21 protein-coding genes are annotated in these 21,827 nt (G+C 65.4%); 8 read left to right on the top strand and 13 right to left on the bottom strand.

Going from position 1 to position 21,827, the window contains the following annotated elements; all coding sequences use genetic code 11:
- Nucleotides 1–24 precede the first annotated feature (24 nt).
- The 7 genes from Q7514_RS24675 (at nt 25) to Q7514_RS24645 (ending at nt 6,697) form a co-directional block, all read left to right on the top strand.
- Nucleotides 25–1,086 carry an alpha/beta fold hydrolase gene (locus Q7514_RS24675; protein WP_330135899.1) on the top strand — a complete coding sequence of 354 codons (1,062 nt, stop codon included), beginning with the start codon at nt 25–27 and terminating at the stop codon, nt 1,084–1,086.
- A gap of 39 nt (nt 1,087–1,125) precedes the next feature.
- A complete protein-coding gene (locus Q7514_RS24670) occupies nt 1,126–1,269 on the top strand; it encodes a hypothetical protein (protein WP_330135898.1) in 144 nt (47 codons plus the stop codon).
- A gap of 225 nt (nt 1,270–1,494) precedes the next feature.
- Complete coding sequence (locus tag Q7514_RS24665) at nt 1,495–3,228, top strand: sigma-54-dependent Fis family transcriptional regulator (RefSeq protein ID WP_330135897.1); 1,734 nt, start codon at nt 1,495–1,497, stop codon at nt 3,226–3,228.
- A complete protein-coding gene (locus Q7514_RS24660) occupies nt 3,110–3,667 on the top strand; it encodes a DUF4345 domain-containing protein (protein WP_330135896.1) in 558 nt (185 codons plus the stop codon). The genes Q7514_RS24665 and Q7514_RS24660 overlap by 119 nt, the downstream gene beginning before the upstream one ends.
- Nucleotides 3,668–3,806: 139 nt before the next feature.
- On the top strand, nt 3,807–4,571 hold the full coding sequence (locus tag Q7514_RS24655; RefSeq protein WP_330135895.1) for an ArsR/SmtB family transcription factor: 765 nt from the start codon (nt 3,807–3,809) through the stop codon (nt 4,569–4,571).
- A gap of 82 nt (nt 4,572–4,653) precedes the next feature.
- Complete coding sequence (locus Q7514_RS24650; RefSeq protein WP_330135894.1) at nt 4,654–5,697, top strand: flavin-containing monooxygenase; 1,044 nt, start codon at nt 4,654–4,656, stop codon at nt 5,695–5,697.
- 106 nt (nt 5,698–5,803) lie between these two features.
- The gene (locus Q7514_RS24645; RefSeq protein ID WP_330135893.1) at nt 5,804–6,697 is read left to right on the top strand and encodes an alpha/beta hydrolase family protein; all 894 of its coding nucleotides are present in this window, start codon (nt 5,804–5,806) and stop codon (nt 6,695–6,697) included.
- A gap of 27 nt (nt 6,698–6,724) precedes the next feature.
- Here Q7514_RS24645 and Q7514_RS24640 read toward each other — a convergent pair whose 3' ends face one another.
- The 5 genes from Q7514_RS24640 to Q7514_RS24620 form a co-directional block, all read right to left on the bottom strand.
- Complete coding sequence (locus Q7514_RS24640) at nt 6,725–7,135, bottom strand: flavodoxin domain-containing protein (RefSeq protein ID WP_330135892.1); 411 nt, start codon at nt 7,133–7,135, stop codon at nt 6,725–6,727.
- Between the two features lie 64 nt (nt 7,136–7,199).
- Complete coding sequence (locus Q7514_RS24635; protein ID WP_330135891.1) at nt 7,200–7,613, bottom strand: VOC family protein; 414 nt, start codon at nt 7,611–7,613, stop codon at nt 7,200–7,202.
- Nucleotides 7,610–8,023: a nuclear transport factor 2 family protein gene (locus Q7514_RS24630; protein WP_330135890.1), complete on the bottom strand. Its 414-nt coding sequence runs from the start codon at nt 8,021–8,023 to the stop codon at nt 7,610–7,612. Before Q7514_RS24630 ends, Q7514_RS24635 begins: the two co-directional genes overlap by 4 nt.
- 10 nt (nt 8,024–8,033) lie before the next feature.
- Nucleotides 8,034–8,867: a helix-turn-helix domain-containing protein gene (locus tag Q7514_RS24625; RefSeq protein ID WP_330135889.1), complete on the bottom strand. Its 834-nt coding sequence runs from the start codon at nt 8,865–8,867 to the stop codon at nt 8,034–8,036.
- Between the two features lie 95 nt (nt 8,868–8,962).
- A complete protein-coding gene (locus tag Q7514_RS24620) occupies nt 8,963–11,023 on the bottom strand; it encodes a phage holin family protein (RefSeq protein ID WP_330135888.1) in 2,061 nt (686 codons plus the stop codon).
- Nucleotides 11,024–11,058: 35 nt separating this feature from the next.
- Between Q7514_RS24620 and Q7514_RS24615 the strand changes: the two genes are divergently transcribed.
- The gene (locus Q7514_RS24615) at nt 11,059–11,850 is read left to right on the top strand and encodes an MBL fold metallo-hydrolase (RefSeq protein ID WP_330135887.1); all 792 of its coding nucleotides are present in this window, start codon (nt 11,059–11,061) and stop codon (nt 11,848–11,850) included.
- A 13-nt stretch (nt 11,851–11,863) separates the two neighbouring features.
- Here the strand turns inward: Q7514_RS24615 and Q7514_RS24610 are convergent, their stop codons facing one another.
- The 8 genes from Q7514_RS24610 to Q7514_RS24575 form a co-directional block, all read right to left on the bottom strand.
- Nucleotides 11,864–12,667: an NAD(P)H-binding protein gene (locus Q7514_RS24610; protein WP_330135886.1), complete on the bottom strand. Its 804-nt coding sequence runs from the start codon at nt 12,665–12,667 to the stop codon at nt 11,864–11,866.
- A gap of 216 nt (nt 12,668–12,883) precedes the next feature.
- Nucleotides 12,884–13,306 (bottom strand): organic hydroperoxide resistance protein, encoded by a 423-nt coding sequence (locus tag Q7514_RS24605; protein ID WP_330135885.1) that lies wholly within the window; start codon nt 13,304–13,306, stop codon nt 12,884–12,886.
- A 7-nt stretch (nt 13,307–13,313) separates the two neighbouring features.
- Entirely contained in the window at nt 13,314–13,769 is a 456-nt protein-coding gene (locus tag Q7514_RS24600; protein ID WP_330135884.1) for a MarR family winged helix-turn-helix transcriptional regulator, read from the bottom strand.
- Between the two features lie 105 nt (nt 13,770–13,874).
- Nucleotides 13,875–15,269 carry a maltokinase N-terminal cap-like domain-containing protein gene (locus tag Q7514_RS24595; protein WP_330135883.1) on the bottom strand — a complete coding sequence of 465 codons (1,395 nt, stop codon included), beginning with the start codon at nt 15,267–15,269 and terminating at the stop codon, nt 13,875–13,877.
- Nucleotides 15,266–17,101: a maltose alpha-D-glucosyltransferase gene (gene treS, locus Q7514_RS24590; protein ID WP_330135882.1), complete on the bottom strand. Its 1,836-nt coding sequence runs from the start codon at nt 17,099–17,101 to the stop codon at nt 15,266–15,268. Before treS ends, Q7514_RS24595 begins: the two co-directional genes overlap by 4 nt.
- A gap of 139 nt (nt 17,102–17,240) precedes the next feature.
- Nucleotides 17,241–18,956: a CocE/NonD family hydrolase gene (locus Q7514_RS24585; protein WP_330135881.1), complete on the bottom strand. Its 1,716-nt coding sequence runs from the start codon at nt 18,954–18,956 to the stop codon at nt 17,241–17,243.
- Nucleotides 18,957–19,030: 74 nt separating this feature from the next.
- Nucleotides 19,031–20,212, bottom strand: coding sequence for a hypothetical protein (locus Q7514_RS24580; RefSeq protein WP_330135880.1), 1,182 nt, complete (start codon nt 20,210–20,212; stop codon nt 19,031–19,033).
- Nucleotides 20,209–21,795: an ABC transporter substrate-binding protein gene (locus Q7514_RS24575; RefSeq protein WP_330135879.1), complete on the bottom strand. Its 1,587-nt coding sequence runs from the start codon at nt 21,793–21,795 to the stop codon at nt 20,209–20,211. The genes Q7514_RS24580 and Q7514_RS24575 overlap by 4 nt, the downstream gene beginning before the upstream one ends.
- Nucleotides 21,796–21,827 lie beyond the last annotated feature (32 nt).

The raw sequence follows: 21,827 nt of genomic DNA, 5'->3' as shown, positions 1-21,827 counted from the left end.
TCTGCTCGCTCGAGGAGGACGACCATGACCGAGAACCCGTACTACACAAGTGAATTTCATGGCGATTACGATGTGATCAGCATTGGACCACTCGATTTGGAGGAAGGCGGTTCCATACCCGAGTGCCGGCTCGCGGTAGCAACCTTCGGCGCTTTGAACGAGGCCAAGGACAACGCGATCCTCATCCCGACGTGGTACTCGGGTACGCACCAGATCTGGCGGGATGTCTATATCGGCCCCGATCACGCGCTCAACCCGGAGAAGTACTTCATCGTCTGCATCGATCAGATCGGCAGCGGGCTGTCGATTTCACCGCACAATGCCGACGGAGCCAATTCAGGTATTGCGATGTCGAAGTTCCCGCACGTCCGTATCGGTGACAACGTGATCGCGCAGGAACGCTTGCTGCGGGAGCACTTCGGTATCGAGCGGCTTGCGCTCGTGACCGGCGGATCGATGGGAGCTCAGCAGACCTACGAATGGGCAGTGCGATTCCCCGACAAGGTATTGCGTGCCGCACCGATTGCGGGCACTGCGCAGAACACGCCGGGCGACTTTCTGATCGCCCAGATCATGCGCGAAGCGATCCAGTCGGATCCGGGATGGAACGGCGGTGAGTACACCTCCCACGAACAGGTCGTCGACGGTCTGACACGGCAAGCCCATATCTGGGCAGTTCTCGGCTTCTCGACCGAGTTCTGGAAGCAGGAGATCTGGCGGGCAATGGATTTCGACTCCAAGGACGCATTCCTCGCCGGATTCCTCGAACCCTACTTCACTGCGATGGATCCCAACGCGCTACTCACTCAATCATGGGCGTGGCAGCGCGGTGACGTCGCCCGCCACACCGGCGGCGATCTGGCTGCAGCACTCGGTCGAATCACCGCCAAGACCTTCGTCATGCCCATCGACGAAGATCAGCTGTTCCCGGTGCGGGACTGCGCACCCGAGCAGAAATTGATCAAGGACAGCGAACTGCGGGTCGTCGAAGACACCCTCGGCCACTTGGGGCTGTTCGGTGTTTCACCGACCTACATGCCTCAGATCGACCGCCACCTCGGAGATCTCCTCGACATCGAGGTCTGACCGGCTACACCGCGCAGCAACATCTTCGAAGGGAATCCAGTGCATCACCTCATCGTCTGTTACGGCCACCCCGACAACCCCGAGTCCTTCGACCCAGAAGGGCAGGCCGCCGCCGACATCGAGAACTTCGCCACTGGCGGAGCCACCATGTTCGTCACCTACGGCTTCATCCCCTCGCCCTGAGCTGGGCCGCGCCTCCCGGATCATGCACCTATTGGGTCCGGGAGGCGCAGTCCGGTGGCTCAGCCACTCACCCATCGCACCCGAGCCCGCCCCGAGTTGAGGCGGGTTTCCCACCGATGTCTCATTCTGGGACACTCGAGGAGGGTGATCTGCGACACAGTGATGTGGAAAGTCGGAGACATGCAGGACGGAGATGCGATGGACAATGACCACCGGAGAAGGCGAGTGACTACCGACCGTCGACCCGCGACATCCCTGTCCACAACCGACGATGTCTCGAGTTTCATCGCCCGGTCGTGGCAGCGATCTCGCCGGGCCGGTGTAGTACCGGATGGTTCGAACCCTCCTCGTCTCCAGTTCGTCGAAGACCTCGACCTGCGACGCAGGCTGGTCCAATGCGCCTCACCGATCCTCGATCGCCTTCACGACGACCTGACCGGAATGTCGCTGAGCGTCGCACTGACCGACGAGCATGCCCAGGTCATGTTGCGCCGCGACAACGATCCTGCCCTTGCCGCGAAGCTGGACAGTGTCTGCTTCGCGCCGGGGTTCAACTACTCAGAGGACGTCATCGGTACCAATGGCGTCGGCACAGCCCTCGAGACGGGGATGGCCGTCTACGTCAACGGGCGCCAACACTTCCACGAGGCAATCCACGATTTCACCTGTGCCGGCGCGCCTATCCACAATCCGATTCTCGGGCGTGTCGAAGGGCTGATCGACATCACCGGCCTCGCCCGGGAGGCGAACCCACTGATGCGTCAACTCGCGCTCGGGGCTGCCCGGGACATCGAGTCCGCACTCCGTTCGACTGGATCGGAGAAGCAACAGCTCGTACTGGGAGAGTTTCTGGCGGCGTGTCGGCGGCGGCAGGCCGCGGTGTACTCATTGAGCTGCGGTGTCTTCATGTCGAACTCGATCGGTTCTCGCCTCCTCGATCCGATCGATGAGGCGTTCCTCCGCGAGGAGGCGCATGCACTGCTCGGCCCCTCGCAGATCACCCAACTCGACCTTCGCCTGCCCTCGGGCGGAACCATCACGGTCAAGCGCCACATAATCGAGGACGGTGTCGAGGTCGCGGGCGTGATTCTGGAAGTCGAACGGTCGCCGCGCCCCACACGCACGATCACGCGCCACCGAAGCATTCCTGCGCTGCCGGGGTCGACGGGTTCGTCACCACAGTGGGCCCGGTGCAGTAGTGAGCTGGTCGCGCTCGCCTCGTCAGAGGCCAACACGATCCTGCGAGGAGAAGGCGGGAGCGGCAGGCTCACTCTTGCCCGCGGCGCGCACCTGTACAAGAATCCGCAGGCACCCATCATCGTCGTGGAGTGCGATGCCACCGAGTCCGTGGAGGCGGGCGTGAGCAAGGCGATCGAGTCTTCCGCCACCACAATCGTTCTGCGCGATATCGATCTGCTCGACGCACAACAGGACCGGATCGTCTCCGATCTGGTGTCCACCGACCAGCGCAGCTATCCAGCACGGTGGATCGTCGCCACTTCATCCACGGATGGCAGTCGACTCCTGCACTCGGTCCTCGCCCGAAACTTCGCCACGACACTCGACGTCCCCGCTTTACGGCATCACCCCGATGACATATCGGCAATCATCCGAATGTTACTGGGGCAGAGAGCGCCTCACCGAGAGTCGGATATTCGCGATGACGCGTTGCGGGTGCTGAGGAAGTATCACTGGCCGGGCAACGTCACCGAACTCGTGGACACTCTCGAGTTCGCCCTGCGTGTCAAGCCGGCGGGGGCGATCACCGCCGCAGATCTGCCACCCGCACTCAGTTCTGCACCTCGTCGAACGATGACGACGATGGAAAGCACCGAACGCGATGCCATCGTGGTGGCGCTCCGCGAATGTGGCGGCAACCGCGTCGCAGCAGCGAAATCGCTGGGAATCGCCCGATCATCGCTCTATCGGAAGATCGAGACCTTCGGCATTCATGTCTGATGTGGATCATCGGAATCGTCGGCGCGGTCCGGACACACGCTGTGTCTGTCATCATGGGCTCATGTCAGCCCTGAGAATCTTAGGACGCGTGACCGGATGGACCTGCATCGCGATCGGAGGGATCCAGCTCGTCGGCGGAGTATCCGGGGAACCCGGCATGACCGATGACGCGACCGTGGACTCACACGTGCGCTTCATGGGCCCCGTCTTCGCCGGCTACGGTGTGAGTTGGCTCGACGCCGCGGCTCGCCCCGAACCGGACCTGAACCGGATGCGTGTGCTCGCCGGACTGATGGCGCTCGGAGGTGTCGGCCGGCTCGCGACCCGCGCCACCCTGGGCCGGCCCCACCGCTTCCATGATCTGCTGCTCGCCGTGGAGCTCGCTGCCCCGGTAGTGGTGGAGGCGCAGGGTCGGCGCGAGCGTCCCGCGCGCGGTTAGCCTCCGACCCGGAGCTACGGAAGCTGCCTCGATCAGCGCTCACTGCCGTGTGCCGTACCAGGCGACCTTGACAGGCAACCTTCAGGTTGCTTATTTTGGAATAGGCAACCTGAAGGTTGCCCGAAGAGGTGATGGTGGCATGGACGAGGTATTCAAGGCGCTCTCCGACGCCAACCGCAGACGACTACTCGACCGCCTCAACATGCGTAACGGGCAGAGCCTGCGAGAGCTCCGTGAGGGACTGGAGATGTCCCGGCAAGCAGTGACGAAGCATCTCGCCGTGTTGATCGACGCAAACCTCGTCGCGACCGTGCGGCATGGTCGGGAGCGTCTGCACTACCTCAATCCCGCCCCCATCAGCGAGATCGCCGATCGCTGGATCGGCAAGTACGACCGCGAACGCCTCCACGCGCTCGCGGACCTGAAACGATCCCTGGAGGACCGACCGATGAGCAAGCCCACGTTCGTGTACGTCACGTATATCCAGACCACTCCCGAGAAGCTCTGGCAGGCACTGACCGACGCCGCCTTCATCCGTCGCTGGTTCGGTGGGATGGCCATGGAATCGGACTGGCAGGTCGGATCACCGATCATCGCAATCGACCCGGACGGCACCCGGGTCGAGACCGGGGAGGTCGTGTTGGAATCCGAACCGGGCAAACGCCTGGCCTACACCTTCAAGGTCGCCGCCGACGCCGGCAGCGAGTACGCCGAGTTGGCCGAAGAACCGGCGTCGCGGGTCACGTTCGAACTCGAACAGGACGGCGAGACAGTCAAGCTGACGCTGACCCACGATGACTTCATCGGACCTGAGAGCAAGGTTCTGGAGTCCGTCCAGCACGGCTGGCCGGCGTTCATGTCCAGTCTGAAGACTTTGCTCGAGACCGGTGAGCCGCTGCCCTGACCAACAAAGGCACATCCGAAAATCCATGGACATAGACGATACGGTGACACCTGACGTGCAAGTAGACGGACAGGTGAACCGCGTGGAATGGGATGCAGTGGTAATCGGCGGCGGCCAAGCAGGATTGGCCGTCGCGCGTGAACTGACACAGCGGGGGCTGTCCACGACACTGCTCGAAAAGAGAGCGACGACCGCCGGGTCGTGGCGCGACTATTACGACAGCCTCACCCTGTTCACGCCCGCACATCTCAATTCCCTCCGCGGAGAGCCTTTTCCGGGTAGTCCCCACCGGTATCCCAGCGGCATCGAAGTGGCGGAGTACCTGGAATCCTACGCAAAGTCGCTCACCGCCGAAGTGCGCACCGGATTCACCGTCGAGCGCGTGTCGCGCCGGCGCGAGCACTTCCTGATCCACGGAGCAGGCGGCGAGACCGTTGCGTCGCGCGCGGTGATCTCGGCAACGGGAGGATTCTCGAATCCGCGTCGGCCCCACATTCCAGCGCTCGACGAGTTCACCGGCGAAGTGATCCACGCTGCCGAGTACCGCTCCCCCGAACGCTTCGGTGACCACAGTGTCGTGGTGGTCGGCGCCGGCAACTCCGCAGTACAAATCGCGGTCGAACTCTCCGCATACTCGAGAGTCGTGCTGGCGTCTCGCCATCCGATCCACTACGCGACCAACACTCCGATTCCGCCGAATTCCCGGTTCTGGACGTGGCTCTCACGTGCGGGACGCTTACCGATCGGTCGGTGGTTCGGTCACACGCCGATACCCGTGGTCGACACACAGGGCTACAAGCAGATGATCGACGACGGTGCGCCCGAGCGGCGCGAGATGTTCGTCGGCGCGCGGGAAAGCGTTCTGCGCTGGGCCGATGAACGTGAGGACAAGGTGGATACCGTCATTCTCGCCACTGGCTACCGTCCCGCACTCGGCCATCTCGCCGGTCTCGAGCAGTTCGATACCCAAGGGTTTCCCCTCCATCGCTCGGGCATCTCGCGTATCCACAAGGGTCTCGCGTATGTCGGGCTCGAATACCAGCGAACAATGTTGTCTGGAACCCTGCACGGCGCCGACCAGGATGCGGCCTACGTGGCCCGACGGATCGCTGAAACTCTCGGCTGACCCGACGTTGTGTGTTTCTCGCGTGGTCCGAGCGACATATCCTGCAGTATTGCAGCATGAACAGCGACCGGTGATCTTCCGTGCTTCGACGACAAAGGTGTGCCGAATGAAGTCGACCCGATCAACAAGGCTGAGAATTGCGGTATTTCTGACGGCCGTCGCTGTTGCTGCCGGCTGTTCGAACTCCCAGGGTGACATCGCAGGAGCCGAGCACACCACGCAGCCGGAAACACTACGTGTCTCCTACGGAGACGACGCCGACAATTACGGATTCCTTCATCTGCCCGCCGGTGACGGCCCGCACCCAGTGGTGGTGATGGTGCACGGTGGAGGGTGGCTCGAAGATCACGATCTGTCGTATTTCGAGCCGCTCTCGCAATCGCTTGCCGACGAAGGCATCGCGGTCTGGAACATCGAATACCGACGTGTCGAGGGCACCGGAGGATGGCCGATCACGCTCGCCGATGCCGACGACGCCACCGAAGCACTCGCGACTTCTGTGCAGGACGCAGCCGGTGGGAGTCTCGATCTGGAACGAGTGCACCTCGCCGGACATTCGGCAGGAGGGCACCTTGCCGCCTGGATCGCAGGACGCCATACCCTTCCCCCGGATGCCCCGGGCTCGCAACCGCAGATCCGTCCGCTGAGCGCGACCATCATGGCCGGGGTGTTCGATTTGTCGCTGGCTGCCACTGCTGGGCACGACGGGTTCGTACGCGAGCTGCTCGACGGCATGCCCGAGGACCATCCCGACCGCTACGCGATTGCCTCACCGATCGAGCATCTTCCCGTCGGCCTGCCGGTGACGGCTGTGCACGGTACCGCCGGTCAGACAGTGAACCCCGTCCAGTCACGCACGTATGTCCAGGCGTCACAGGCAGCCGGTGACCCTGCCGAGCTGCACATACTCGACGGGCTCGGGCACGGCGAGTTCGGGGACGTCCATTCACCCGCGTGGAGCGCAGCGAAACAGATCATCGTGGATCACGTAGGCGTCTGAGGACGATGGTGAACCGACGGGCGTAGGTCAGCTGTGCCCAAGGAGTTCATCGGCAATGAACGCCGTCCACGACAGGATCCGCTCGGTATCTGTCGCCGGGAAGTACTTGTAGTCCCGTGCCGTGACCGTCACCGCCAGTTCGGACAGGTCGATGTTGCCCCTCGTCGCGCCGTCGGGTGCAGGGCCGGAGAACAACCAGACCAGCCGTTGCGTCAGAGCTGGGGCGTGACGCCTGCACGCCTCGCGCGCGACGTCGGGCCAGCCGTCACCCTCCGCGTCGCTCCCGATGACGATGGCCTCGAACTCCGCGGCCCGTTCGAGGTCGGACAGGGTTCCCAGTGTGACCTCGAATCCGTGTTGGGCCAGCGACCCCGCGATCACCGTGGCGGCGCGCCGGGTAGTGCCTCGGGTGCTCTCGGTTGCGACAAGGACGGACATGCCCACCGGGTTCCCCGGCGCCGGAGTGGAGAAACATCGCTTCGAACATGACTACACCGAGTCCTCAGGTAGCGACGGCCCCCCAGTCCTCGGGTGCCACCTCGCGGATCGTCTGTCCGAACGTCCACGCATGGCCCTCGGGATCGTCCGCCGAAAAACTGCGGTCGCCGTACGGCTGGTCTTCGAGATCGGCAGTGATGTTCGCCCCTGCCTCCCGCGCCCGACGACAGAGCGAATCGACATCGTCCACCTGGACGTGAATCTGCACCGTCGCGCCACCGCGACGGCCCGGGCCGCGATAGTCCGGGCCGGGATCGCCCAGCATGATCACCGCCTCGCCCAGTCTCATCTCGGCGTGGCTGACATACCCCGCGGGATCGTTGTAGCGCAGTGTCTCCTCGAACCCGAAAGCTCGAGTCAGAAACGACAACGCGCTCTCCACATCCTCGTACAGCAAGTGCGGCGTGACAGTGTTCATGAGGAACTCCCTTCCGGTGCAGTCTCGTGGGCTGCGGCGTAGTTCGGGGTCAGGGCGGACAGTGCGCACAGCCACCCACCGGGGCGCCGAACGAAGACATCTGTCACCCATTCGTCGGCCGCGAACGGTTCGCCGCGCCAGCTCCCCCGGTTGGTACCGTGCGCCAGGACCACCGCGACGTCGCCGTACACCCGCGCGTCCAGCACCGTGAAGTCCATCGCCGAATGCGTCAGGTCTCCGGACGCGACGAACGCGAGGAACGTTTCGCGTCCGACCGCACCGCCCTCGGGTCCGACGAGCATCCAGTCGGGCTCGGCAAAGGCGCCGATCCGGTCGGCGTCGTCGGCAACGAGTGCGTCCGCCCACCCTCTCAGCAGTGCGTGGAACGTGGCGTCGATCGATGTGTTCATAGTCCGAGCATCATGGTTCAAGGACAGCATCGTCTTGAACGATTGGAAGATCCCCACCGATCAATTCCCGGGGCGTGCAGCCGGCAAGATCGACGAACTCCCGCGTCAAGTGCGCCTGGTCGGAGTAACCACACGACACAGCGACGTCCGCGACGGATCCGCGCCATCGCGGCGACCGCAGCGCCAGCTGGGCCCGTTCGAACCGGACCACCCTGCTCGCCAGCTTCGGTCCGAGCCCGAATTCGTTGTGGAACAACCGAGTCAGGTGCTGGCGAGAGTAGCCGGTACGCGCTGCGAGCCGGGAGACGGGCAGCGCCCCGCCGCCTTCCACGATCCCCTGCCACGTGGCCGCCAACTCGCGAGCAACGGTCTTCTCCCGCAGCAGCCGGAGCAGGACCCTGTCACACGCATCGAACCGCTCGGGCCAATCGAGGAGTCCCTGCAGTCGCTCCCAGAGCTCGTCCCCCACCTGTCCCAGCACGTCGGCGGATTCGAAGGAGCCGTCCCACAACTCGGCCGCCGGCATTCCGAACAGGGCGCGACACCCCACGGGCGACAGTTCGATCACGACACCTTCCTGGCTGCCGTCGTGAGCGATCAGCGCGGTCGACGCCTGCAGACCACTGAGTACACACCGGTAGCTGTCGGGATGTTGCGCCGGATTTGTCTGCGCGCACACGACGATCGGGGCCCCGATGCTCACGATGAACGTCATGTGCCGCGACGGCAGGCCGCGGTGGATTCCCGCAGGAAACCCCGTCATGCGATAGCCGAGGTAGCCGTCGACCAGTCCGCGCAGCGGTTCCGCTACTGCGCGGGTGGAATAATCGACGACCGGTTCCACACCTGCCAGTGTATTGCGCATGGAAGCCCATCTGAGCGGAGAGCTCGGGCGGGACGCCCTCGGGGAATCGCAAGGATCGAGCCGGCCTTCCGCAATCAGCCTCGGGGCCTCGCGCGCCCCAGGTTGCCCCCGCGCGTTGCCGTGTCGCGCCGAGTTTCCGCTGTGTGCGGTCCGGTCGAATGATCCCGCCATCCGACCAGCACCTTGTGCACCATCTCGGCACCATGCAGTGGCGCAGGCGGTGCAGGCAGGTCTGCGGGGTAGATGAGAAACGGCGTGCTCTGCGGTCCGCCCATCCCACCGTGCGAACCGACCTGCTCCTCGAACGCCGCAACCTCGTCGGTGTCGGTCCAGTACGCGCCGCCGACCATGATGTCGGCGACGTTGTCGAAGGTGTCGGTGCGGCGCACCTTCGCCAGCGCGTCGTCGCCCATCACCGCCAGCGGGTCGTCGCCGGTCACCTCACCGGTAGTCAGGTCGACCTGGCCGTGAGGCCCGAGCACCACGGATCCGCCCGGTGCCGCCACGAGCAGAAAGCCGATCCCGTGATGCTCCCGCAGGCCGGTGAGTAACCCGGGGTGAGCAGCCTCGATGGCGTGGATGTCGGCACGACCGGGCAGGTCCGGGAAATAGATCAGACCGAGGTTGCCCGAGCCGAGCACGATCGGCTCACCCGTAGACGTGTGCGCCTCCTCGCCGGCGGCCGGCGAATGCACACTCGCAGCGGCGTAACCACGTCCTTCTGCTCCAGGTCGGGGCGAGAGGTCGGATCCAGGCCGATGGCGGACAGCATCCGATTCGCGCGTCGATTCCAGCCGGATTACCAACTGCCCCAGTGTTTCCCCATAGCGTTGCAGAAAGGTCGCGCCCTGACTCTGGCCGTGGTCGGACAGCACCACCACGCGGTACGGCCGGTCGGCCTGCGCCACCACGGCGAGCAGCATCTCGACGACGTCGTCGAGCTTGGTCAGCACCGCAAGCGTCTCGGGCCGGGAGATACCGGAGTGGTGCGACACCTCGTCGTACCCGATCAGATCGAGATAGACGGCGCTGCGCCCCTTGATCAGATCTCCGACCACCGCGGCAGCGGCGACGTCGGTGGCCAGCACCGTCGCGAACGCCCGGACGAACGGATACAGCCCGCCCCGCGGCACCCGCGGCCGAATGTCCTTTCGCTTCTGCCGCAGGGACTGACGTATTTCCCGTTGCAGTTCGGCAACCATCCTGATGACGGTGCGCAGTGCACTCGCCGGATCGGCGAAATAGTCGCGGTAGCCGGCACCGCCACCGAGGCGCGCACCACGCATGCGGCTGACAACGAGAACGTTGTCGTGCGCGCCGCCGGTGAACAGGTTGCCGCGGCTCGCACCATCGCTCGCGAGCAGCCCGGGAATGTCGCTGCGTTCGAGTTCTCGCTGTTCGTTGTCGGCCGGGTTGCTGAATACCGAGATGTGTCCGGTGGTCTTGTCGTACCAGCGGAAGGCCGGCACGTTGTGGTTCGAGCCGTGCAGCACGCCGAGTTGGGTCGCGCCCGTCTGACTGCTCCAGTCGGTCTGCCACGGCATCAGGCGGTGGGTCTCGCGCACCAGCTTTGCCAACCCGGGCGTGACACCGTCGGCGATCGCGCGGCGCAGCACGTCGTAGCCGAGTCCGTCGATCTGGATGCACAGCAACCCCGGCAACGCGTCCGCGAGCACCCTGTGGCGACGCAATCGGAACCGTTGTCGGCGTACCTGCATCACCCGGTACGCGATATCGGAACGAGAAGCGATGGCACCCGAGACCACGGACGTGAACAGCGAGAGCAGCGCCGCGAGGAAGAACGCATCCTGCCATCGGTCCACCGACGCCAACGGTACGAGGTAGAGCGTCAACAGCATGAGCAGTCCACCGGCCACGAACACCCCGACGAACAACAGCACCGGGCCGATCCATGACATCAACCGCATCATCACGGGCCACAGTGCCGCGTTGAACAGCCCGAAGACCAACGACAGCGCCAGCGCGGCCGGAAGGGTCGGAATCGGAGCGAAGCCGGACGGATCCAAGGTGATGCCGCCGAGGATGCGGTCGAGCACGATGATCGCGAGCGCCGACGACCCCCACAGCACAAGGAACTCGACGAGCACCCGAACCATGCCACTCACCGTGCGCATCGCAGTTCCTTCCCTCGTCTGGAATCGTAAGGGTCGTGAACGCCACTGCGGGTCGAGATGCCGTCCCGTCCGATGTGCGCTGGCTCGGACACGCCAGCACGCTGATCGCGGATCGAGGAACGGTCGTCCTGACCGATCCGGTGCTGACCGACCGCGTCGCGCATCTGCGCCGCCGACGGGGTCCCACTCCCAGCGGGCCGCACGTGCGAAACCCGGACGCGGTCCTGCTCTCGCATCTGCACGCCGACCACACACATCTACCGTCGTTGCGGCTGCTCGATCCGAGTATTCCGATCGTGACCCCGTGGGGAGCGATCGACGGTCTGCCCGCACTGCGCCGTTTCGACGACCGCCTGGTGCCGCTGCGAACCGGCGACGAGATACGGATCGGCAGCATCACTGTCCGAGCCGTGCCCGCCCGACACGACGGACGACGCTGGCGACGCGGCCCGGAACTCGCGCCGGCCATCGGCTTCGTCGTCGAGGGCGACCGCCGGACGTACTTCGCCGGCGACACCGATCTGTATCCGGGCCTCGCCGACCACGTCGGCCCCGTCGACATCGCGTTGCTTCCCGTCGGAGGCTGGGGCCCGACCCTGGGCAACGGCCACCTCGATCCGTCACGGGCGGCGGTCGTCGCGCGTCTCGTGGCGGCAGGCGTGGCGGTACCGGTCCACTACGGCACTCTGTGGCCGGTCGGCCTCGATGCCGTGCGCCCCCGATTGTTCTTCGGCCCCGGAGCCGAGTTCGTCCACCATGCGCAGCGGTCAGGTATCGACGCCGTGGAACTGTCCCCGGGTGGCGCACTCGGCGCGCCGCACGAGTGAGGCGCTCTACGGGTCAGCGAAACAATTCGACATTCGCGACGGCCCACTGAGCGAAGGTCGTCGCGGGCCGGCCGAGAATCTCCTCGACCGTCGTCAATGCCGATTGTGGATGATCGACGAGCAGCGCCCGACCATCCAGATACCACCCGGCGTACTCCCCCATCGAGCGAGCAAGCACCGCTTCCGCTTCCTCCCGCGACACCTCGACGAACGGCACGTGGCGCCCGAGCGCCGAACCGATGTCCTGCACCATCTGCGGATGAGTCAGCGACTGTGGCCCGGTGAGTTCATACGTTCGGCCGGAATGGGACTCGCCGAGCAGTGCCTGCGCCGCGACCGCAGCGATGTCTTCGAGCGCAATCGGGGCATTCGCCGCGGTCGGATACGTGCCTCGGACCTCACCCGTCGTGCGTATCTGCTCTGCCCAGATGGTCGCGTTGGTCATGAACTCGCCTGGTTCGAGGTGGGTGCATTCGAGGCCGGACGCTTCGACGTCGGCCTCGATGCCGTACCAGTCGGTTCCCGGTCCGCCGGTGAGGGTGACGAACCGGCGCACCCCGGCGTCGCGCGCGAGGATCGCAACTTCCCGCGCTGCCGCGGGGACCGGCGCGAGATACACGGTATCGATGCCGTCGAACACCCCGCTGAGTGAATGAGGCTTGCCCACATACCCTTCGACGACTTCCACTTCGCCGGGTAGCGCCGCCCGCGTGGGGTTCACGGTCAAAGCGCGCACGTGTGGGGCATCAGCGCGCATCAGTTCGTCCACCACGAGTCTGCCGACGTTTCCGGTTGCTCCCGTCACGAGAATTGTCATTTCACCAGAGTAGGTCGCCGTCGCAGCGCCGGTCGGCGAATACCTGCACGATATGGAGCGCAAGCTTGACGTCCGTACTCACACCCGATTCGGGATCGCTCGGATTTCTTGGTGACTTCAACGGCGTATAGCGACGTCGATCCAACCGAAGTTCGATCTGCGCCGTGACAATCCGGGCGCGATGTCCACCGCGTACAACCGGCACAGGTGACGGATCTAGTCTTCCGCCACCGCGAGCACGACGTCGATGTTGCCACGCGTCGCGTTGGAGTACGGGCAGACCTGGTGCGCCTTCTCGGTGAGCTCGAGCGCCGTGTCGTGCGTCAGATTCGGCAGTGATACCTCGAGGGTCACCGCGAGCGCGAAACCGCCCGCGTCCGTCGGGCCGATACCGACACGAGCACCGACTGCGGAATCGCTGACGTCGGCACCTTCCTGACGCGCGACCATCTGCAGGGCGGAGTGGAAGCACGCCGCGTATCCCGCGGCGAACAGCTGCTCGGGGTTGGTGCCCTCGCCGTTGCCACCCATTTCGGTGGGGATCGCAAGGTTCACGTCGAGCTTTCCGTCGCTGGTGCGGGCGTGACCGTTGCGTCCCTCACCGGTGGCGAGAGCTTCTGCGGTGTAGATGATCTTCATGGGGGTCCTACCCTTCTTCGGAGGTTCCGCCGGTTGCGTCCTGCAGCGCGGCGGTCAGATCGTGAAGCGTGTCTCGAAGCGCGACCAGTTCGTCGACGCCGAGCCCACTCGAGCGCGCGATGCAGCCGGGTATGTGCTCGGCCTCCTCGCGTAGCGCGTTGCCGGCATCGGTGAGGTGAACGACGACTCGGCGTTCGTCGGCGCGTTGCCGTCGACGTTCGACGAGCCCGGCGGTCTCGAGCCGTTTGAGTAGCGGCGACAGCGTGCCGGTATCGAGATCGAGGGCGTCGCACAGATCGTGTACGCCGCGTGCATCGCGTTCCCAGAGCGCCAGCAGTACGAGGTATTGCGGGTACGTGACGCCCAGCCGCTCGAGGTGCGGCCGGTACACGGCGGTGGTGACGCGCGACGCCCGGTACAGGGCGAAGCACACCTGCTCGTCGAGCGCGAAGGGATCGGACACGACACTGAATGTAGTGCACAGTTATGTTGTGCACAATATAGCTGTCCGCAATCTACTGGTGGAGCGCGACACAGGAGCGAACTCGGTGAACTGCGCTCCTGTCTGTCATGGCTGAATCAGCCGTCGAATCGCATTGAGGGGCAGCCTCAACCACGTCGGCCGGTTCCGTGCCTCGTACACCACCTCGTATACCGCTTTGTCCACCTCGTACGCGCGAAGGAGTACACCGATGTCCCGCGGATCGGATCCGGAGGTGGCGGCATATCCGTCGCAGAACGCGGCGGAATTGCGCTGCGCCCACTCCCCCGCCCGGAACTCCCGCTGCGTCGCGACACCATCGGGTTCTCGCTCACGCACCGAATGGTGCGCCGCGTAGTCGAAGGACCGCAGCATCCCGGCCACATCTCGCAGCGTCGTGTCGGGGAGTCGACGTTCCGCGAGCGACTTCGCCGGCTCACCCTCGAAGTCGATGAGCAGCCACCGCTCCGGTGTCCGCAGCACCTGACCGAGGTGCAGATCGCCGTGGATGCGTTGCACCGCAACCGGGCCGATCGCCGCGACCTCCTCGAACAACGCCCGCACGTCGGGCACGAAGGCAGCGAGTTCGTCGACCTCGGCGACTGCAGCCTCGAGTCGCCCGACCATACCCGCGGCGAGATCCGCCGCCGGGCGCTCCGATACACCGAGACCGGCGGCGAGATCAGCGTGGACTTCTGCGACCGCGGCGCCCATCCGGTGCGCCTCACCCGCGAAGTCCGTACCGACCTCGTCGGCGCGCAGATCTCCTTCGATGAGCAGGTCGCGCACGCTGCCGAGCGCCATCGACCAGCCGTCGGCGGAGTTCGCCGCAAAGTCCTGAACCATCGCGAGGGTGGTACGGACACCGTCCACATCCGCCTCGATCCACGCGCGTATCGGCGCCACCGACCGGCACCCCACCTCTGCGAGCGCGAGGTGGAGTTCGACGTCGGGATTGATCCCGAGCGTGACACGACGGAACATTTTGAGCAGCAACTGTTCCCCGAGCACCACCGAGGTGTTCGACTGTTCCGCACTCAGTGCACGCCCCCGCATCCCCGGCTCGATCTGCGTCCCCGGAACGGTGTGTAGGTCGATGGGGCCGCGGGTTCCACCGCGCGCCAGGCTCTGCGCGTACAGCCCGATGATCTCCTGGTCGCGTAGCCCGTCGTACACGAACACGGAGTGGCCGGCCGTCTCGTCCGGCGCGGCGATCGTCGCCGGCGCCAGTTCGTCCGGCAGATGCGATCGATAGCCGAGCGGCACCTGATAGATCTGCTCGGGTGTGGACTCGAAGATGACTGTCACGAGCAGGTGGTCTGCACCGAACCCCGGCTCCTCTGCCAGGGGTTGCCGCAGTACGACTCTTACGCCGGTGATCGCGTGCCCCTTCGCGGCGAACCATCGCTGGTGCGGCAGCCACTCCACCAACCGGACCTCGAGTTCGGAATCCTGATACAACCGATTGTTCTGTTCGGTCATGGCTGCACCGCCGCTTCCGCCTCGCTGCTGACCGGATGCACTCCGGGACCTTCGCGCGCCGGGTCGGGCTGCAAGGCGAACCAGAAGAACCCGTGCCCGGGAAGAGTGATCATGTAGCCCTCGTCGGTGACCGGCGGGAACGGCACGGACCCGGTGAGCTCCACCGGGATCCACCCGGCGAATCTCGACAGATCCAGCACCACGGCCTGCGGATACCGCGACAGGTTGTTCACGCACAGGATCACGTCGCTGTAGTTGCGGCCCGGTCCGGGATCCATCTCCCGCAGATACGACAGCACCGCGGGATTGGCACTGCCGAGTTCGGTGAACGCAGCCTTGCCGAACGCAGGATGCTGCCTGCGCACCTGGATCATCCGGCGCGTCCAGTGCAACAGCGAGTTCGTCGAATTGAGCTGCGACTCGACGTTGACCGCCTGGTACCCGTAGGTCTGGTCCAGGATCGTCGGCAGATACAGGCGTGCCGGGTCGGCTCGGGAGAAACCCGCGTTGCGGTCGGGCGTCCACTGCATGGGTGTGCGCACCGCGTCGCGATCGCCGAGCCAGATGTTGTCGCCCATACCGATCTCGTCGCCGTAATACAGCACCGGCGAACCGGGCAGGCTCAGCAGCAACGCTGTGAACAGTTCCAGTTGGTTGCGGTCGTTCTCGAGCAGCGGGGCGAGACGCCGGCGGATCCCGATGTTCGCACGCATCCGGGGATCGGTGACGTACTCGGCGTACATGTAGTCGCGTTCCTCGTCGGTCACCATCTCGAGGGTCAGTTCGTCGTGGTTACGGAGGAATATTCCCCACTGGGCGGTCCGCGGGATGGGCGGCGTCTGGGCGAGGATCTCGGAAATCGGAAACCGGCTCTGTCGTCGCACCGCCATGAAGATCCGCGGCATCAACGGGAAGTGGAAGGCCATGTGGCATTCGTCGCCTATCTCGGGCTCGCCGAAGTACTCGACGACGTCGGTCGGCCACTGGTTCGCCTCTGCCAGCATGACCCGGCCCGGATATTCGACGTCCATCACCGCGCGGCACTTCTTCAGAAAGGCGTGCGTCTCGGGCAGATTCTCGCAGTTGGTGCCCTCACGCTCGAACAGGTACGGCACCGCGTCGAGGCGGAATCCGTCGATGCCGAGATCGAGCCAGAACCGCAGGACATCGAGCATCGCGTCCTGCACGGCGGGGTTGTCGTAGTTCAGGTCCGGTTGGTGCGAGAAGAAGCGGTGCCAGAAGTACTGCTTGCGGGTGGGATCCCACGTCCAGTTCGACGACTCCGTGTCGACGAATATGATGCGCGCGTCCTGGTACCCGGTATCGGAGTCGGACCACACGTAGAAATCGCCGTACGGTCCGTCGGGGTCGGTACGCGAGTCCTGAAACCATGCGTGGGTGTCGGAGGTGTGGTTCATGACCAGGTCGGTCACCACACGGATACCCCGCTTGTGGGCCTCGTCGAGGAACGTCACGAAATCGTCGACGGTACCGAATTCAGGAAGTATCGCGCGGAAATCGCGGATGTCGTAGCCTCCGTCGCGCAGCGGAGAGTCGTAGAAGGGTGGCAGCCAGATGCAGTCGGCGCCGAGCCAGGCGATGTAGTCGAGTTTTTCGGTCAGCCCGCGGAGATCGCCGGTGCCGTCCTGATTCGAGTCGTTGAACGCGCGTACGAGCACCTCGTAGAACACCGCGGTTTTGAACCAGTCCGGATCGACAGGGAGACTGCGCGCGTGCGCGAAGTCCTCGGATCGCGTCTCGACGATGTGTCCGTCCGCGGTGTGCTCCGGTTCCACTGCGCGAGGGTCCGGGTGGGAGCTTTCCGCTGGCATGGCGCCTCCGTACTCGTCGCGTCGCGGACAGACGTGAGGAGGGTTCCCCGTTGTCCGGGAATCCACACACTGTTGGTGCTAAAACATGAGGTCGCTCCCGATCAGTGCGGTCCACCCCACGCGAACAGAGACAATGCGCTCAGCGCGACCACGTCGGAAGATCGATACACGACGGCGTGGCCGACTCGTGGGAGATCTCCTGTTCTGCCCGGTGCAGGGTGGTCGCGGTGGCGGCGGGTTCACCCGACCCAGGGTTGCGAGCGTAGCGGGGGTGCGCCCCGGAGCTGATCTGGATCCCGACGCGGTGACCGGCGACGAACTCGTGGAAGGTCGGCCACAGGCGGACCTCGACGATACGGAATCCTTCCGAATCCGGTTCGGGATCGGTGGCTTTCGTTCCGACGGAGCCGATCCGGCGGATGCCGTCGCAGACCGTCATCGCGCGGCCGTCCGGATGCACATCGCAGATACGGACGAACAGGTCGGCGCTTGGCCGAGACGAGCGGAATCGGATTCGGGCGACGGGTTCACCGGCGACCGTCAGGGGTTCGGCGAGTGCGTCGCCGCGAAACACCACCACATCGGCCCGTCGTTCGTGTTCGGTGTTGTCCACCGGATCCGATTTCGGATCAAGGCTCGGGCCGCCGAGGGCAGGGGTGGGATCGGAGGGGTCGTAGACGTAGGTGGTGCTGCCACCAGCGGGCGTGTCGGATCCGAGCCTGCCGCTGGGCTGGAGGAACAGCGATTCGGTGGAGACGCCCTGGGGTGGCCACGTGGCCAGATCGTGCCACTCGTCGGCGCCGGTGCGGAACGCACGAACCGGTGCGACGCGTGTGGTGGGCGCGTCGGCGAACTGCTCCTTCAGGAACTCGACTGTTCCCGTGATCGTCGGCGCACCCATACCGCGGGACTGGTGAGCCCACGGTCCCACCGTCAGACGCGGCGACCTGCCCGCCTCGACGAGCTGGGCGTAGTTGCGTAACTGCCAGGGCAGGAAGATGTCGTACCAGCCGGTGACCATGAAGATCGGCGCGGCGACCTCGGGAACGGACGCGGTATGCGACTGCTGGGTCCAGTACTGGTCGGCGAGGTCCTCGCGGGCGATCCAATCCTGGTACCAGTCGACCTTCCGTCCGTTCGCTGCGACGTCGCCGGCAGCAAGCGGCAGCACATCGAACGCCTTCCGCAGTTTCGAATCCGGGCCGCGTAGCCCCAGCAGCAGCGGAAGCAACTCCCGGTGATTCATGCGGTCCATCATCTGCGTCCAGCCCAGCGCATTGCGCATGGAGAAAGCGCCGTTGTCCCAGGTGATGGCACCGAAGTCGGGCATGGTGACGAGCAGACAGAGCGCGTTCGGGGCGTTGTCGGGGTCGGTGCGCTCGAGTTCTGCGGCCACCGCCCACTGGGTGAATCCCATGTAGCTGGCGCCGTAGGTCGCGATCGGACCGGTGTGCCATGGCTGGGCGCGGACCCAGCGATGCGTGGCCATACCGTCGCGCTGTTCGTCGATCTGCGGGGTGAATACTCCCCCGGACCCCCACGTGCCTCGGCAACTCTGGAACAACACCCGGAAACCCTCGCGGGCCAGTGCGCGCGCCGAACCCGCCACCCCGCCGCTGCGCCCGTAGGGACCGCGAATCACGACGGTGGGCAGGCGCGGATCGGTATCGCCGAGGGGGGTGATGAGGTCGGCGAGGAGCACGACCCCGTCGTCCATCGGAACACGGAGATCCTTACGGACCTCGATGTCGTACGGTCCGGGTTCGAGCCCTTTGATGGTCTTGGCCTGAATCCAGCGACCGAGACCTTGACGTAGCGTGCTCACACCATCGATACCCACCCCTGCAATCCCCATGGTGGGTCAGTTTCGCTCAAATACCGTTCTGGGTCAATGATGTACACGCCGTCGCCCCGACGAGAGGTACCCCGTCAGGCGACACGCACCACCACCCGGGGTGGCCCGGCCTTCCCCGTACCTGCGGCTCGGGTCCGGTCTCGGCCGTCCCAGAGAACTATATTGTGCGGCACTATCTTTCCGAGAAGAGCGAGGACGGTCCGGGCCGGCACATCGTCGATCAGATGTGTTCCGGAAGGAAAGTCGACGAGGCCGTCTGCCGCCAGCACCTGCGATGCCGTGTAGTGGGAACCACTTCCCTCGCGTGCGTGCGGTTCTCCGCCGACAGCGAGATAGGCATACCGGTGTCCTCGCAGCGCCTGACCGAGATCGACGTCCGGCGCGTGATCGGACCGCAGCGTCAGCCGAGAGCGGCCGGCACCTTCGGCCGTCTCCATGAGCATGTACTCCGGCTGCCGCTGTGGTCCGGATGGTGCCGGGTCGGCGGTAGGGATTGCCAGGTAGTCGTCGACAGCCGGCATGAACGCCGTCGGCTCACCGTCTGCGGCATCGGACCAGTCGAGCAGGCCGCGCGGCGAGTGGAGCGGCGAACCCGTCACCACCGAGGGCAGCGCCGTACCGTCTTCGACGCGGAAACCATAGGCACGTTGCGGAACCCGGAACTCCGATACCGCCCAGGCTGCGAGCTGCACGACCACGTCATGCCGGGGCGAGCGGGTGAGGTAGTCGGTCAGAAACGCGCGGCGCGGATCCTCGATGCGACGCAGACCATGCTCGTCGACCCGCAGCCGAACCTGCTCCCAGTTGCGGAACGGCAGCAGCGCGTCGCGGAGGAGTACCAGTTGGTGCAGCCACTCGTTGTACAGCTGCATCACCGCCGGCGCATTCGGAGTCCGGGTGAGGTGCGTGGCTGCGGCCGGCGTCCACAGATGTCCCTCGCAGTTGCTGCGCAACGCCACTCCACGCACCGGAACTGCAGACTGCTCGGCGAGCGTCGTGATGCCGGAACCGATCACGCGAGCTTGCCACGCCAGCTCCCGTCGGCGGTCGTCACCGGTGCGCTCGAAATGCTCGACTCCGAGGACGGATTCGCGCCCGGTCGTGGCGAGCGATGCGGCGAGGCCGGCGAGGAGGTCCTTCCGCACCTGCTCGCCCGGGACCTGCACCAGCACCGCGCCGATGAGGCCGCCTGCGCTGCGGACGAACTCCGCCGCAGTGACCGCCGCGCCGACGGCCCAGTTGTTCCAGCCGGTCATGATGCGAACCTCGCTCCGTAGAAGAGGGGCCGGCTCGACGCATCGAGCACGATGCCGTCGACCGACGCGGACGTGCCGACCACAGCGGATTGCTCGACCAGAGGTATGGCATATCCTTGATCGATCACCTCGCGCGCCGCTTCGTCGGTGAGACGTTGGCGCAGCGACGGTTCTGTGATGCCTCCCAGTTCGTCGAGTAACTCATCGATACGGGCGGGCTCGGTGCGCCGGTTGGGGTTGCCGGCGCTCGCCGACGAGAACACGGTATTCAGCACCTCCGGGTCGGGTCGCGTCACCGCCCAGCACACGAAGTCGTAGTCGCCGTTGTTCTGCGCTTCCAGATTCGCCCCCGTGTGCAGCGGCACCAGCTGGAGGTCCACTCCCACGCGGGCCAGCTGCTGCTGCACGATCTCGTACACGTCCGAGCGGGTCTCGGTCGCCGCGAACACCAGACGCAGGGTCAACGGGTTCCCCTCACGGACGCGGATGCCGTCCGGTCCCTGCAGCCACCCCGCGGCGTCGAGCTCGGTGGCCGCGCGATCCGGGCCGTAGGCAAGGTCGGCGGACAGGTCGACGTAGCCGGGTGTCGCTGCGGACAGCACGCTGGTGGCGTAGCTCTCGTGCTGCGACAGCACAGAGGCCAGTTCCGGTCGATCGATCGCGTGGTTGACAGCGCGACGCACTGCGGGATCCGACAGTGCGGGGCTCTGGTCGTTGGCGAGGAGTGTGTAGACGATGCCGGGGCGAGCACGCGCGAATACTTCGATGCCTGCGCCGGACAGCGCCGACTCGTCCTGCGCCTGAACATCGGTATCGACATCGATCTGGGCGGTCTGCAACGCTCCCGACCGCACCCCCGACTCGGTCATGACCGAGAACTCGAGTCGTTCGATCGTCGCGGCACCGGTGTGCGTTGCGGTTGTGCCGGGCCAGCTGTAGTCGGTGCGCGACGACAGTGTCGCAGAGGCGTTCGGGGCGTACTCGTCGAGAACGAACGGGCCCGACCCGATCAGCTGCCCGGTGCATCGCTCCTCCGGGCTCGTCTCGAGTGTTGCCGGAGCGAGAAGCCCCGTGGTCACCATCGACGTCGCCTGCAGGAACTGCGCGTTCGGTGCGTCGAACGCGAACTCGACAGTGCGAGCATCGGGGATCTCGATGCTCCGCAGTCCGCTGACATACGAGAGCCCGAACGGGGATTTCGCACCGAGGTCGCGTAGGTCCTCGAAGTTCGCGGCCACGGCCGCCGCGTCGATCGGGGTGCCGTCGCTGAAGGTGGCGTCGTCGCGGAGCGTGAACCGGAAGCGAGTGGCGTCGTCGGATACCGTCCACTCGGTGGCGATCCAGGGGACGATCTCGCCGGTCTGCGGGTCCTGGTCGGTGAGGTTGGCGACCAGTTGCCGACCTACGTGCAGAGATTCGGTGTAGGGGGCCTGATGCGGATCCAGGCATTGCGGGTCCGCGGACAGTGCGATCCGCAGCGAGCGTGGGCCGGTCGAGTTGTCGGAGCAGGCGGCAAGACCGGACGCGGTGATACTCGCGGCGAGGACCGCACCTGCCGCGCGCACGATTCGAGAAGCAGACATGGGCTTCGGAACTTTCTGAGGTGGACGAATGC

Source organism: Rhodococcus artemisiae (genome assembly GCF_036327795.1).
GTDB lineage: Bacteria > Actinomycetota > Actinomycetes > Mycobacteriales > Mycobacteriaceae > Rhodococcus > Rhodococcus artemisiae.
The sequence above is the reverse complement of the archived record's forward strand: the minus strand, read 5'-3'. Positions and strand labels throughout refer to the sequence as shown.

Bases quoted from the DNA above. Each gene is read 5' to 3' on its own strand.
- Q7514_RS24575 (WP_330135879.1), bottom strand. From the start codon at position 21,795: ATGTCTGCTTCTCGAATCGTGCGCGCGGCAGGTGCGGTCCTCGCCGCG.
- Q7514_RS24655 (WP_330135895.1), top strand. From the start codon at position 3,807: ATGGACGAGGTATTCAAGGCGCTCTCCGACGCCAACCGCAGACGACTA.
- Q7514_RS24585 (WP_330135881.1), bottom strand. From the start codon at position 18,956: ATGGGGATTGCAGGGGTGGGTATCGATGGTGTGAGCACGCTACGTCAA.
- Q7514_RS24630 (WP_330135890.1), bottom strand. From the start codon at position 8,023: ATGAACACATCGATCGACGCCACGTTCCACGCACTGCTGAGAGGGTGG.
- Q7514_RS24635 (WP_330135891.1), bottom strand. From the start codon at position 7,613: ATGAACACTGTCACGCCGCACTTGCTGTACGAGGATGTGGAGAGCGCG.
- Q7514_RS24675 (WP_330135899.1), top strand. From the start codon at position 25: ATGACCGAGAACCCGTACTACACAAGTGAATTTCATGGCGATTACGAT.
- Q7514_RS24640 (WP_330135892.1), bottom strand. From the start codon at position 7,135: ATGTCCGTCCTTGTCGCAACCGAGAGCACCCGAGGCACTACCCGGCGC.
- treS (WP_330135882.1), bottom strand. From the start codon at position 17,101: ATGCCAGCGGAAAGCTCCCACCCGGACCCTCGCGCAGTGGAACCGGAG.
- Q7514_RS24610 (WP_330135886.1), bottom strand. From the start codon at position 12,667: ATGACAATTCTCGTGACGGGAGCAACCGGAAACGTCGGCAGACTCGTG.
- Q7514_RS24595 (WP_330135883.1), bottom strand. From the start codon at position 15,269: ATGACCGAACAGAACAATCGGTTGTATCAGGATTCCGAACTCGAGGTC.
- Q7514_RS24660 (WP_330135896.1), top strand. From the start codon at position 3,110: ATGCCATCGTGGTGGCGCTCCGCGAATGTGGCGGCAACCGCGTCGCAG.
- Q7514_RS24620 (WP_330135888.1), bottom strand. From the start codon at position 11,023: ATGCGCACGGTGAGTGGCATGGTTCGGGTGCTCGTCGAGTTCCTTGTG.
- Q7514_RS24645 (WP_330135893.1), top strand. From the start codon at position 5,804: ATGAAGTCGACCCGATCAACAAGGCTGAGAATTGCGGTATTTCTGACG.
- Q7514_RS24580 (WP_330135880.1), bottom strand. From the start codon at position 20,212: ATGACCGGCTGGAACAACTGGGCCGTCGGCGCGGCGGTCACTGCGGCG.
- Q7514_RS24605 (WP_330135885.1), bottom strand. From the start codon at position 13,306: ATGAAGATCATCTACACCGCAGAAGCTCTCGCCACCGGTGAGGGACGC.